General features: G+C 74.7%; 10 protein-coding genes. 5 read left to right on the top strand and 5 right to left on the bottom strand.

The window, feature by feature from the left end; genetic code table 11:
* Nucleotides 1-204: 204 nt before the first annotated feature.
* The 5 genes from G1H19_RS01315 to G1H19_RS01295 form a co-directional block, all read right to left on the bottom strand.
* Nucleotides 205-1,839: a phospho-sugar mutase gene (locus G1H19_RS01315; RefSeq protein WP_152731721.1), complete on the bottom strand. Its 1,635-nt coding sequence runs from the start codon at nt 1,837-1,839 to the stop codon at nt 205-207.
* A complete protein-coding gene (locus G1H19_RS01310; protein ID WP_162393243.1) occupies nt 1,836-2,639 on the bottom strand; it encodes an NAD-dependent epimerase/dehydratase family protein in 804 nt (267 codons plus the stop codon). The genes G1H19_RS01315 and G1H19_RS01310 overlap by 4 nt, the downstream gene beginning before the upstream one ends.
* Nucleotides 2,640-2,700: 61 nt before the next feature.
* Nucleotides 2,701-3,519: a purine-nucleoside phosphorylase gene (locus G1H19_RS01305; protein WP_235928202.1), complete on the bottom strand. Its 819-nt coding sequence runs from the start codon at nt 3,517-3,519 to the stop codon at nt 2,701-2,703.
* A gap of 152 nt (nt 3,520-3,671) precedes the next feature.
* The gene (locus G1H19_RS01300; protein WP_152731723.1) at nt 3,672-4,274 is read right to left on the bottom strand and encodes a hypothetical protein; all 603 of its coding nucleotides are present in this window, start codon (nt 4,272-4,274) and stop codon (nt 3,672-3,674) included.
* Between the two features lie 302 nt (nt 4,275-4,576).
* Nucleotides 4,577-5,155, bottom strand: coding sequence for a DUF6318 family protein (locus tag G1H19_RS01295; protein WP_152731724.1), 579 nt, complete (start codon nt 5,153-5,155; stop codon nt 4,577-4,579).
* A 142-nt stretch (nt 5,156-5,297) separates the two neighbouring features.
* On the opposite strand from G1H19_RS01295, the gene G1H19_RS01290 reads away from it, so the two are divergent.
* From G1H19_RS01290 to meaB, 5 genes are all read left to right on the top strand, one after another.
* The gene (locus G1H19_RS01290; protein ID WP_162393244.1) at nt 5,298-6,458 is read left to right on the top strand and encodes a glutamate--cysteine ligase; all 1,161 of its coding nucleotides are present in this window, start codon (nt 5,298-5,300) and stop codon (nt 6,456-6,458) included.
* Entirely contained in the window at nt 6,455-7,687 is a 1,233-nt protein-coding gene (locus tag G1H19_RS01285) for an amidohydrolase (RefSeq protein WP_174277988.1), read from the top strand. Before G1H19_RS01290 ends, G1H19_RS01285 begins: the two co-directional genes overlap by 4 nt.
* A gap of 104 nt (nt 7,688-7,791) precedes the next feature.
* On the top strand, nt 7,792-9,729 hold the full coding sequence (locus G1H19_RS01280; RefSeq protein ID WP_152731725.1) for a methylmalonyl-CoA mutase family protein: 1,938 nt from the start codon (nt 7,792-7,794) through the stop codon (nt 9,727-9,729).
* Complete coding sequence (gene scpA / locus G1H19_RS01275) at nt 9,726-11,936, top strand: methylmalonyl-CoA mutase (RefSeq protein WP_152731726.1); 2,211 nt, start codon at nt 9,726-9,728, stop codon at nt 11,934-11,936. Before G1H19_RS01280 ends, scpA begins: the two co-directional genes overlap by 4 nt.
* A 73-nt stretch (nt 11,937-12,009) precedes the next feature.
* Nucleotides 12,010-12,913 (top strand): methylmalonyl Co-A mutase-associated GTPase MeaB (gene meaB, locus G1H19_RS01270; RefSeq protein WP_163638768.1); only part of this gene is annotated, 904 nt, incomplete at its 3' end.

Raw genomic sequence — 12,913 nt, 5'->3', positions numbered from 1 at the left:
ACAGGTCCCACACTGGGGCCTGCCGGAAACACCGCCTGTTCCTCCGTGCAGGAGGTGCGCTCCGTCGCTGGACCGGTCTGGCGACGAGCGTCCGTCAACGCCCTCTCGACCCCGTGGTCGAGGGGGCGTTGTGCTGTCCGGGGTTGCTCAGCAGCCGGCCTCGGCCGGCAGTGACCGGCATCGCCCACGTCGGGTGTGTCCCGATCAGAGGCCCAGGGCGGTCGACATCTCCGCCCGCAGCTCGTCCAGCTCGTCCTCCCCACGACCGCGCGCCGCGATCACCCCGGCGTCGTCGTGCACCGGGACGACGCTCTCCAGGTACGCCTTCAGCTTCGGCTCGGTGCCGCTCGGCCGTACGATCACCCGCACCCCGTCGCCCAGCAGCCGGACGGCGTCGACCGGCGGGTCCTCCCCGGCCAGGTCGGTGGCCTGCACCGGGCGGCCGAGCAGCGTGGCAGGCGGCGCCGCCCGCAGCCGCGCCATCGCGTCGGAGATGACCCGCAGGTCCTCCACCCGCACCGACAGCTGACCGGTGGCGAACAGGCCGTGCTCCCGGGCCAGCTCGTCGAGCCGGTCGGTGAGCGTGCGGCCGGTGGTGGCGAGCTCCGCGGCCAGCACGGCGACGGCGAGGGCGGCCGAGATGCCGTCCTTGTCCCGCACCACGTCGGGGGCCACGGCGTAGCCCAGGGCCTCCTCGTAGCCGAAGACCAGCGGCGCCTCGGGCGTGCCGGCGCGGACGATCCACTTGAAGCCGGTCGGCGTCTCGGCCGACGGCCGGCCGTGCGCCTCGGCCAGCGCGTGCATCAGCGAGCCGCTGACCAGCGACGACGCGTAAGTGCCGGCCACGCCGCGGCGCAGCAGCGCGTCGGCCAGCAGCGCCCCGACCTCGTCGCCGGTCAGCTGCCGCCCGCCGGCGACGACCGAGCACCGGTCGGCGTCCGGGTCCTCGGCGATCGCCACGGTGGCACCCACCCGCTCCGCCAGGGCGCTGAGCAGGTCGACGGCGCCGGGCTCCTCCGGGTTGGGGAAGGACACCGTCGGGAAGGCCGGGTCGGGCGCCTCCTGCTCGGCGACCGAGTGCAGGTCGGCGAACCCGGCGGCGGTGAACACCCGGCGGGTCGTCTGCGCGCCGACGCCGTGCATCGCGGTGTAGGCGACGACCAGACCGCGGCGGGCGGCGGCGTCCACCCGGTCCGGGGCGACGGCGGCCACGACCGCGGCGACGTAGTCGTCCTGCACGTCGTCCCCGAGGGTCGTCCAGCCGTCGTCGACCGGCACGTCGCGGGCCGGGCCGGCCGCGGCGATCGCCGCCTCGATGGCCGCGTCCGCGGGCGGCACCAGTTGCGCGCCGCCGTCCAGGTAGACCTTGTAGCCGTTGTCCTGCGGCGGGTTGTGGCTGGCGGTGACCATGACGCCGGCGACCGCCCCGAGGTGTCGCACGGCGTAGGCCAGCACCGGCGTGGGCAGCGCCCGCGGCAGCACCTGGACGGCGAACCCGGCGGCGCTGAGCACCTGCGCGGTCACCCGGGCGAACTCGTCGGAGCGCCGTCGGGCGTCGTAGCCCACGACGATCCCGCCGCCGGCGTGGCCCGCGTCGACCAGGTGCCGGCCCAGACCGGCGGCGGCGCGGGTCACCACGGCGGCGTTCATCCCGGCCGGCCCGGCCCGCAGCGGACCGCGCAGGCCCGCCGTCCCGAACCGGAGCGGCCCGGCGAACCGGGCGGCGAGCTCGGTGGTGTCCCCGGCGTCCAGCAGGGCCTGCAGTTCGGCACGGTCGCCCTCGTGCGGGTCGGCGTCCACCCACGCCCGGACGACGTCGGTGAGGTCCGCGTCCGTCATGCCTGCGCCCGGGCGGCGACGGCGTCCACCGCGAAGTCCGGGCCGGCGTACTCCCCGCCCACCCGGTCGTGCTCGACGGTGCCGGGGACCGGTTCGCCGTGCGCGGCGATGACGGCGGCGGCGTGGGTCTCGGCGTCGTCGACCGGGGCGTAGCCCAGCGCGCGGGCCGAGGTGAGGTCCCACCAGCCGCGGGTGTTGCCCGACACGCCCCACACGACGGCGAAGCCCGGGGACGGCGCGGTGAGCGCGGCGTGCACCAGCCCGACCGTGTCCGCCGGGGACAGCCAGGTGGACAGGTGCCGCGGGGTGACCGGCGCGGGCAGCGCCGACCCGATCCGCAGGCACACCACGTCCAGGCCGTAGCGGTCGGCGTACAGCGAGCCCAGCGCCTCCATCGTCACCTTGGAGACGCCGTAGTAGGTGTCCGGGCGGGGCTGCGCGTCGGTCTGCGCGGAGCTGACCCGGGGTGACATGCCGGTGGCGTGGTTGCTGCTGGCCAGCACGACCCGGCGCACCCCGGCCCGGCGGGCGGCCTCCAGGGCGACGTAGGTGCCCTCGATGTTGGCGTGGCTGATCGCCGCCCACGACGCCTCGGTGGCGATGCCGGCCATGTGCACCAGCGCGTCGGTGCCCTCGGCGGCGGCGGTGACCGCGGCCAGGTCGGTGGCGTCGGCGACCAGGTGCCCCTGCACCGGGACGACGTCCAGGCCACGCACGGTGTGCCCGCGGGCGGGCAGGCCCTCGCGCAGCAGCGTGCCGATGTACCCGGCCACCCCGGTGACCAGCACGACCCCGCTCACCGCCGTCCCACGTTCTGTACCGGAAGTGCGGCACTTTCTGTACAGAAAGCGCGGATCCGGGTCACGGCAGGCGCCGGATCAGCTCGACCAGGAAGCCGCCGAGGCGACCCGCGGCGGCGCGACCGGCGTCGAGGACCTCCAGGTGGTCCAGTGCCTCCCCGGTCACGCCGGCGGCGGCGTTGGTGACCAGCGACAGGCCGAACACCTCCATCCCGGCGGCGCGGGCGGCGATCGCCTCCAGCGCGGTGGACATGCCGGCCAGGTCACCGCCCATCGTGCGCACCATGCGGATCTCGGCCGGGGTTTCGAAGTGCGGGCCGGGGAAGGCGGCGTAGACGCCCTCGACCAGCGACGGGTCGATCTCCCGGGCGATCGTGCGCAGCCGGCTGGAGTACAGGTCGGTGAGGTCGACGAACTGGGCGCCGACCAGTGGTGACCGGGCGGTCAGGTTGATGTGGTCGCTGATCAGCACGGCCTGCCCGACGCGGTGGTCGGGGGACAGGCCGCCGGCGGCGTTGGTGAGCAGCACCGTCCGGACGCCGGCCGCGGCCGCGGTGCGCACGCCGTGCACCACCGGCTCGACGCCGCGGCCCTCGTAGAGGTGGGTGCGGCCGAGGAACAGCAGCACCCTGGTGTCGCCGACGAGCACCGAGCGCACCTCGCCGCCGTGCCCGGTGACGGTGGGGGCAGTGAAGCCGGGCAGGTCGCCGATCGGCACGGCGGCCTGCGTCTCGCCGAACGCGTCGGCCGCGGGCGCCCAGCCCGAGCCCATGACGACGGCGACCTCGTGCCCACCGCCCACGGCCCGGGTCAGTGCGGCGGCGGCCTCGGCGGCCAGGGCGGTCGGATCGGACGGGGCGGCAGCGTCGGTCAGGCTCACCGGTCGACGCTAACGCAGACCAGCACCGTGGCCCCATCGGGCGGTCCAGCTCGGGAGATCACCTCGGGTCAGGCGGGGTGTCACCGCGCAGGTGGCACCGGTGGACCCGAGGTGATCATGGTCGTGGACGTTCCCGCGGAAACGTCCGGTGGTCAGTCGGTGGGGTCGGTGAGGACGGGGCGGGCCTGCAGCACGGTGAAGGTGACCGGTGGGCCGTCGGTGGTGGTGGTGCCGGCGACGTCGGTGACCGCGCCGCCGTCGACGGTGTACGTGCCGCCCCAGGTGGTGGTGAGCCCGGCGGTGTAGGTGCCCGAGGTGTAGTCGTGCGTGACGGTCTCGTCCGGGTACGGGGCGCCGGGGGTGGTGGTGACGAGGGTGCTGCCGTCGCCGGTGGTCCAGGTGTAGGTCGTGATCGCGGCGTCGATGACGACGGTGAAGCCGCGGATGTCGACGGTGAACTCGGCCGTGGCCGGGGTGTCGGTGTAGAAGATCACCGGCAGGCCGACCAGCGCGTTGCCCGGTGGCTGCTGGCGGGTGGTCGGCTCGGGCAGCGGGAGCGTCTGGAAGTAGCGGAACACCTCCTCGGGTGTGGGGCCCGGGTTGAGGTCGGTGATGTCGACGCAGCCGGTGAATACGGTGCGCCAGGTGGCATAGGGCGTGCCGGGAGCGGCGCCATCGGGCGGCGATCGCTCATCGACCTGGCTGCCATCGGCCTGCACCAGAGGTTTCGCCTGCACGATGCGGTAAGTGATCACCCGGCCGTCTTGCTCCGGGCAGAGTTGCTCTCCTGGGATGCAGGCGCCCACCTCTCCGTCGGAGACCTGACACGGCGTCCTCAAGCGGTACGTGTACCTGGCAGCGACCGTCGCCAGGACGTTCGACACCTGAGCACTTCCCCCTGTGATGCTCAATGCTCGCGCCTCGAGCGCCCCGTCATCAGCAGCTACAGATGGCTCGAGCGGATCGCACACGCCAGCGCCGCATGCCAGGGCCCCGCCGGGCGGCTGGATCACCCACGCTGCCGGGAGCATGGTGAGCACCGCGATGGTCCGCCGGATCACTCGTCGCGGTCGATCGTCAGCACGGTCACGACCCAGCAGGTCGACTCGGGGGCCCAGTTGAGCGCCACACCGCCGTTGAGCCCGTAGGCGTCGGAACTCCGACTGGGCACTGTGGCGCCCGACGCATCCACGACCTGCAGAGGCGCTTGCTCGACCAGGAAAGCGACTTCGCTCGTGCCCGCTCCCATGTACGGCGCGCCGGCTGACGTGATGGTGAGCTCGCCTCCGAGAAAGCGCAGGCCCTGCGCGCGGGCAGTGTCCGCGCCGTCGGCCACCTGCTCGCAGTCCTCGCAATCCCGGCTCAACTGCCGGATCCCGGAACTGTCCAACGTGCGCGTCGTGTAGCTGATCAGGTCCACGTAGTACTCGGCGAACGCCGCCGCGCCCTCCGCCGTCTGCTGCCTCGCCTCGACCGGGACCGGGAAGTCCGCCGGCCCCAGCGGGGGCAGGGTCGGCGCCGCGGTCGTCGTCGCGGTGGTGGCGGGCAGGCTCTCGCTGGCCGGCTCGGCCGACGAGCACCCGGCGAGCAGCACACAGCCGAGCACCGTCGTCGTCAGTCGGTCGTGCCGCCGCATGACCCCGCCTCCCGTCGTCCCCGCCTGGACCGTCGGGTCAGGGTACGGAGATCCGGCGCCGGTACCGGGGCGCAGAGCGGGCCTGTGGACGCAGCTCACCCGATCGTGTGCCGGACCAGCGGACCGTCCCTAGACTCGCGGGGTGCAGATCCCCTTCAGCAGCTCCGAGCGGTCCAGCCTGGGCGTGGAGTGGGAGCTGCAGCTCATCGACCGCGACACCCGCCAGCTCACCTCCGGCGCCACCGAGATCCTCGAGCAGCTGCGGCCCGACGGCGCCGAGGAGCACCCCAAGGCCAAGCACGAGCTGCTGCAGTCGACCATCGAGATCATCACCGGCGTCTGCACCACGGTGGGGGAGGCGAAGGCCGACCTGGCCGGCACGCTGGCCGAGGTCGTCGACGTCGCCGACCAGCACGGGCTGGGCCTGATGTGCGCCGGCACCCACCCGATCACCGACTGGCAGACGCAGGCGATCAGCCCCAAGCCGCGCTACCTCGAGCTGGTGGAGAAGATGCAGTGGCTGGCCCGCCGGCTGCAGATCTTCGGCGTCCACGTGCACGTCGGGGTGCAGGCCCCGGACAAGGCCATCCCGATGGTCAACGCGCTGAGCCAGTACATCCCGCACTTCCTCGCGCTGTCGGCGTCCAGCCCGTACTGGGTGGGCGCCGACACCGGCCTGGCCAGTGCCCGCTCGAAGGTCTTCGAGGGCATGCCGACCGCGGGGCTTCCCTACCAGCTGTCCGGCTGGGACGGGTTCGAGACCTACATGGAGACGCTGATCTCCACGCACGCCATCGAGAGCGTCCGGGAGGTGTGGTGGGACATCCGCCCGCACCCGGACTTCGGCACCGTCGAGCTGCGCATCTGCGACGGGCTGCCCACCCTCGACGAGATCGGCGTCGTCGCCGCCATGAGCCAGTGCCTGGTCGAGCAGTTCGACCGTGAGCTGAACCGCGGCTACACCCTGCCCACCCCGGCCAGCTGGGTGCTGCGGGAGAACAAGTGGCGGGCCGCCCGGCACGGCCTGGACGCCGAGATCATCGTCGACGACCGCGGCACCGTGCGCCCGGTGCGCCAGGCCCTGCTCGACCTCGCCGAGGACCTCACGCCGACCGCGCGCCGGCTGGGCTGCGAGGCCGAGCTGGCCGACCTGGAGCGGGTGCTCGCCGCGGGCGCCTCCTACCAGCGGCAGCGTGCGGTGGCGCAGGCGAACGGTGGCCTGCTGGAGCCCGTCGTCGACAGCCTGCTCGCCGAGCTGCGCGACGGTCTCGCCGGGGCGGCACCCCGCCCGGCGTCGGCGTGACGGCCACCGAGCGGACGGGCGCCACGAGCAGGAGCGACGCCGGCCGCGCACTGGACGCCTGGACCGAGGCCCACACCGACGAGCTGGTCGCCGTCCGCCGGCACCTGCACGCGCACCCCGAGCTGGGCTTCGCCGAGCACGAGACCACGGCGTTCATCGAGCACCAGCTGCGCGCGGCCGGCCTGGCCCCGCAGCGCCTGCCCGGGGGCACCGGGGTGGTCTGCGACGTGGGCCGGGGGTCACCGGTCGTCGTCCTGCGCGCCGACATCGACGCCCTGCCGCTGGCCGACCTCAAGGACGTGCCCTACGCGTCGGTCCGCGACGGCATGTGCCACGCCTGCGGGCACGACGTGCACACCACCGTCGTCCTGGGGGCGGCCCGGGCACTGGCCGAGCTGGGGTCGCTGCCCGGCACCGTGCGGGTGGTGTTCCAGCCCGCCGAGGAGCAGGTGCCCGGCGGTGGCCTGGAGGTGCTCCGCTCCGGCGTGCTGGACGGCGCGACGCGGGCCTTCGCCCTGCACTGCGACCCATCGGTGCCGGTGGGCCGGGTCGGCCTGCGCACCGGCTCGATCACCGCCGCCTGCGACCGGATCGACCTCACGCTCACCGGCCCCGGCGGGCACACCGCCCGGCCACAGCTCACCGTCGACCTGGTCGACGCCCTGGGCCGGCTGATCACCGAGCTGCCCGGCCTGCTCAGCCGGCAGGTCGACCCGCGGGCCGGCCTGTCGCTGGTCTGGGGCGCGGTCAGCTCTGGCGTGGCGGCGAACGCGATCCCGCAGGTGGGGCAGCTGCGCGGCACGCTGCGCGTGCTCGACCACGAGTCGTGGGCCTCGGCCGAGGAGCTGGTGCGCTCGCTGGTCGCCCGGGTCGCCGCCGCCACCGGCGCACAGGTGGACGTCGAGTACGTGCGCGGTGTGCCGCCGGTGGTCAACGACCCCGGCTGCGTGGCCATGCTGCGTGCCGGCGCGGTCGAGGTCGTCGGCGGTGAGGGCGTGGAACTGTCGCCGCAGAGCATGGGCGGGGAGGACTTCGGCTGGTTCGCCGAGGCGCTGCCGATCGCCCTGGCGCGGCTGGGCACGCACGGCGGCGGCGCCCCGCTGGACCTGCACCGCGGCACCTTCGACGTCGACGAGCGGGCCATCGGCATCGGGGTCCGGCTGCTCGGCCGCACCGCGCTGGCGGCGCTCGAGGCCGACGCCGAGCAGGGCCCGCCGTCCACCGGGTGATGATGGACACTGCCCCGACCGGTTCCGTACCGCGCGGTCCCGGTGGACGATCTGCCCGACCAGCCAGCGACGACGACGTCCTGACGAGAGCCCGGTGACCCGCGATGAGCCACCCCGAACCCGAGCCGCCCGACGCCGGGCTGCCGCCCGAGCCGGACGCACCCGCGGAGCTCGGGCTGGCCACCGGGTTCCCGCAGGCCACCCGGGACCAGTGGCGCGAGCTCGCCGCCGGGGTGCTGCGCAAGGCCGGCCGCACCGAGCTGCCCGACCCGGTCGAGGACGCGCTGCGCGTCCCGGTCGCCACCGGGGTCGACGTCGCCCCGCTCTACACCGCCGAGGACGCCGGCGACCTGCCGACCGCCGTGGGCGTGCCCGGCTCGCCACCGTTCGTGCGCGGCGGCCGGCCGGTCACCGGCTCGGCGATCGCGCCGGGCACCTGGGACGTGCGGCAGCGGCACGCCGACCCCGACCCGCAGCTCACCCGGGACGCCGTCATGGCCGACCTGGAGAACGGCGTCACCTCGCTGTGGCTGGTGCTGGGGGAGGGCGCCGTGCCGGTCGAGGCGCTGCCCCGCGTGCTCGCCGACGTGTACCTCGACCTGGCGCCGGTCACCGTGCAGGGCGGCACGGCCGCCGCCGAGGCGTTCCTCGCTCTGGTCCACGGCCGCACCGACCTCGCGCCCGGCGGCTCGCTGGGCCTGGACCCGATCGGGGACCAGGCCACCTCCGGGACGCCGCAGGACCTGACCGGGCTGGCCGACCTGGCCCGCCGGGCCGAGGCCGCCGGCCTGCGGGCGGTCGTCGTCGACGGCACGGTGTTCCACGACGCCGGGGCCGGGGTGGTCGAGGAGCTGGGTTGCGCCGTGGCGTCGGGTGTCGCCTACCTGCGGGCGCTCACCGCGGGCGGACTGGACACCGACCAGGCGTTCGGGCAGCTGGAGTTCCGGCTGGCCGCCACCGCCGACCAGTTCACCACCATCGCCGCGCTGCGCGCCGCCCGCCGGCTGTGGGACAGGGTCGGTGAGGTCAGCGGGGCCTCCCCCGAGGCGCGGGCCATGCGCCAGCACGCCGTCACCTCCTCGGTGATGACCACCAGGCGCGACCCGTGGGTCAACATGCTGCGCACCACGCTGGCGTGCTTCGCCGCGGGCGTGGGCGGGGCCGACGCGGTCACCGTGCAGCCCTTCGACGCCGCACTCGGCCTGCCGGACGCCTTCGCCCGCCGGATCGCCCGCAACACGCAGACCCTGCTCGTGGAGGAGGGTCACCTCGCGCGCGTGCTCGACCCGGCCGGCGGTTCCTGGTACGTCGAGTCGCTCACCGACTCCCTCGCCGGGGCGGCCTGGGCCTGGTTCACCGAGATCGAGCGGGCCGGCGGCATCCAGGCCGCGCTGGCGTCCGGGCTGGTCGGCGAGCGCATCGCCGCAGCCTGGAGCGTCCGCGCCGAGCGGCTCGCGCACCGCACCGACCCGGTCACCGGGGTCAGCGAGTTCCCGAACCCGGCCGAGACGCTGCCCGAGCGCCGTCCGGCCGCCGAGGTGCGCCCCGCCGGGCCGGGTGGGCTGCCGCGGGTGCGCGCCGCCGGTGCCTTCGAGGAGCTCCGCGACCGCGCCGACGCCGCCGAGCGCCGTCCGGCGGTGTACCTGGCCACGATCGGCCCGGTCGCCCGGCACACCGCGCGGGCGTCGTTCGCGGCCAACCTGTTCCAGGCCGGCGGCCTGGACACCCCCACCGCCGACGGCGCGAGCGGCCTCGCCGCGGCGTCGACGACGGTGGCGGTGCTGTGCGGCTCGGACAAGGAGTACCCGGACGCCGCCCCGGCGCTGGTCGCCGCGCTGCGCGAGGCCGGCGCGACCCGCGTGCTGGTGGCCGGGAAGCCGTCGCTGGGCATCGAGGGCGCCGACGGCTACGTGCACGCCGGCTGCGACGCCGTCGCCGTCCTCGGCGCGACGCTGGACCACCTCCTGGGGGCACCAGGACCGGCACGGGCAGCCCGCCGTGACGGCCATCTCGGCGTGGTGGGACAGGGAGTGCAGGCATGAGCGGGATCCCCGACTTCGGCGACGTCGAGCTGGGGACGCCGTCACCCGGCGCCTCGGCGGCCGACTGGGCGAAGGCCTTCGAGGAGGCCGGCGGCCGCAGCGTCGCCGAGGCCGGCTGGGAGACCCCGGAGGGCATCACCGTCCCGCCGCTGTACACCCCCGCCGACCTCGCCGACGTCGACTTCCTGGGCACCTACCCGGGCATCGCCCCGTACCTGCGCGGTCCCTACCCGACGATGTACACCACCCAGCCCTGGACGGTGCGCCAGTACGCGGGCTTCTCCACCGCGGCGGCGTCCAACGCGTTCTACCGGCGCAACCTGGCGGCCGGGCAGAAGGGCCTGTCGGTGGCCTTCGACCTGCCCACCCACCGTGGCTACGACTCCGACCACCCCCGGGTGCCCGGCGACGTCGGCATGGCCGGGGTGGCGATCGACTCCATCCTGGACATGCGGCAGCTGTTCGACGGCATCCCGCTGGACCGGATGAGCGTCTCGATGACCATGAACGGCGCCGTGCTGCCGGTGCTGGCGCTCTACATCGTGGCGGCCGAGGAGCAGGGGGTGCCGCCCGAGCAGCTGAGCGGGACCATCCAGAACGACATCCTCAAGGAGTTCATGGTCCGCAACACCTACATCTACCCGCCCGGGCCCTCGATGCAGGTGATCAGCGACATCTTCGCGTACACGTCGCAGAAGATGCCCCGGTACAACTCGATCTCCATCTCCGGGTACCACATCCAGGAGGCCGGGGCGACGGCCGACCTGGAGCTCGCCTACACCCTCGCCGACGGCGTGGAGTACCTGCGGGCCGGTCAGGCGGCGGGCCTGGACATCGACGTGTTCGCCCCGCGGCTGAGCTTCTTCTGGGCGATCGGGATGAACTTCTTCATGGAGGTCGCCAAGATGCGCGCCGGGCGGCTGCTGTGGGCCCGGCTCGTCCGGGACGCCGGGGCCACCAGCCAGAAGGCGATGTCGCTGCGCACGCACTCGCAGACCTCCGGCTGGTCGCTGACCGCGCAGGACGTCTACAACAACGTGGTGCGCACCTGCCTGGAGGCGATGGCCGCCACCCAGGGCCACACGCAGTCGCTGCACACCAACGCCCTGGACGAGGCGCTGGCGCTGCCCACCGACTTCTCCGCCCGGATCGCCCGGAACACCCAGCTGCTGCTGCAGCACGAGTCCGGGACGACGCGGGTCATCGACCCGTGGGGCGGGTCGGCGTACGTGGAGAAGCTGACCTACGACCTGGCGCGGCGGGCCTGGGCGCACATCGAGGAGGTCGCCGCGCACGGCGGCATGGCCCGGGCCATCGACGACGGCATCCCCAAGCTGCGCATCGAGGAGGCCGCCGCCCGCACCCAGGCCCGCATCGACTCCGGCCGGCAGCCGGTGATCGGGGTGAACAAGTACCGGGTGGACGCCGACGAGGCGATCGACGTCCTCAAGGTGGACAACGCCGACGTGCTGGCCCAGCAGAAGGCCAAGCTCGCCGAGCTGCGCGCCTCCCGCTCTTCCGCCGACGTGCAGCACGCGCTGGGCAAGCTGACCGACGCCGCCCGGGCGGCCGCCGAGGGCCGCCGCTCAGGCGGGCTGGACTCCAACCTGCTCGCGCTGGCGGTGGACGCCGCGCGGGCGAAGGCGACCGTCGGGGAGATCTCCGACGCGCTGGAGGCGGTCTACGGCCGGCACGCCGGTCAGGTGCGCACCATCTCCGGGGTGTACCGCGACGAGGCAGGGGGTTCGGCAGCCGTGGAGGAGACCCGCCGGCTGGCCGAGCAGTTCGCCGAGGCCGAGGGGCGCCGCCCGCGCATCCTGGTGGCCAAGATGGGCCAGGACGGGCACGACCGCGGCCAGAAGGTGATCGCCACCGCCTTCGCCGACCTCGGTTTCGACGTCGACGTGGGCCCGCTGTTCCAGACCCCGGACGAGGTGGCGCGGCAGGCAGTGGAGGCCGACGTGCACGTCGTCGGCGTCTCGTCGCTGGCCGCCGGGCACCTCACGCTGGTGCCGGCGCTGCGCGACGCGCTGGCCGGGCTCGGTGCCGAGGACGTGCTGATCGTGGTCGGCGGGGTCATCCCCCCGGGTGACTTCGACGAGCTGCGGGCCGCCGGTGCCGCGGCGATCTTCCCGCCCGGCACGGTCATCGCCGAGGCCGCGCAGGACCTGCTGCGCACCCTGTCCACCCGCCTCGGCCACCCGTGACCGGTTCGACCCCACCAGAACCGACACGAACCCCCCGCCATGATGGCCATCTCGGCGGGGTGGGGATGACGCGGTGAGCCGCGCGGTGGACGTCGGGGCGCTGGCGGCGGGTGTGCTCGCCGGGGACCGGCGGTCGGTGGCGCGCTCCATCACGCTGGTGGAGAGCCGCCGGGCCGACCACCGCGAGCAGGCCCAGGAGCTGCTGGTGGAGCTGCTGCCGCACGCGGGTGGCGCCCAGCGGGTGGGCATCAGCGGGGTGCCCGGCGTCGGGAAGTCGACCTTCATCGACTCCCTCGGCAGCACCCTCACCGCCGCCGGACGACGCGTCGCGGTGCTCGCCGTCGACCCGTCGTCGGCGCGCTCCGGTGGGTCGATCCTGGGTGACAAGACCCGGATGGCCCGGCTGTCGGTCGACCCGAACGCCTTCATCCGGCCCTCGCCGACCGCCGGCACGCTCGGCGGGGTCGCGCAGGCCACGCGGGAGTCGATGGTCGTCGTGGAGGCGGCCGGCCACGACGTGGTGCTGGTGGAGACCGTCGGCGTCGGGCAGTCGGAGATCGCGGTCGCCGACATGGTCGACTCGTTCCTGTTCCTCACCCTGGCCCGCACCGGTGACCAGCTGCAGGGCATCAAGCGCGGCATCCTGGAGATCGCCGACGTGATCGCGGTCAACAAGGCCGACGGCCCCGGAGCCGACGACGCCCGCCGTGCCGCGCGCGAGCTCGCCGGCGCCATCCGCATGCTGCGCGGCGCGGGCGAGGACTGGCAGGTGCCGGTGCTCACCTGTGCCGGGCTGTCCGGCGACGGCCTCGACGAGGTGTGGGCCCAGCTGACCGCGCACACCGACCGGCTGCGCGCCTCCGGCGCCTTCACCGAACGCCGCCGCGCCCAGCAGGTGCGCTGGACCTGGGGCATGGTCCGCGACGGCCTGGACCACCGGCTGCGCGAGCACCCCGGCGTCCGCTCCCTGGCCCCCG

The organism is Goekera deserti, from assembly GCF_010685995.1.
Classification (GTDB): domain Bacteria; phylum Actinomycetota; class Actinomycetes; order Mycobacteriales; family Geodermatophilaceae; genus Goekera; species Goekera deserti.
The sequence above is the reverse complement of the archived record's forward strand: the minus strand, read 5'-3'. Positions and strand labels throughout refer to the sequence as shown.

Excerpts from the sequence above, each read along its gene's own strand:
- G1H19_RS01315 (WP_152731721.1), bottom strand. The coding sequence starts at position 1,839 with ATGACGGACGCGGACCTCACCGACGTCGTCCGGGCGTGGGTGGACGCC.
- G1H19_RS01295 (WP_152731724.1), bottom strand. The coding sequence starts at position 5,155 with ATGCGGCGGCACGACCGACTGACGACGACGGTGCTCGGCTGTGTGCTG.
- G1H19_RS01280 (WP_152731725.1), top strand. The coding sequence starts at position 7,792 with ATGAGCCACCCCGAACCCGAGCCGCCCGACGCCGGGCTGCCGCCCGAG.
- scpA (WP_152731726.1), top strand. The coding sequence starts at position 9,726 with ATGAGCGGGATCCCCGACTTCGGCGACGTCGAGCTGGGGACGCCGTCA.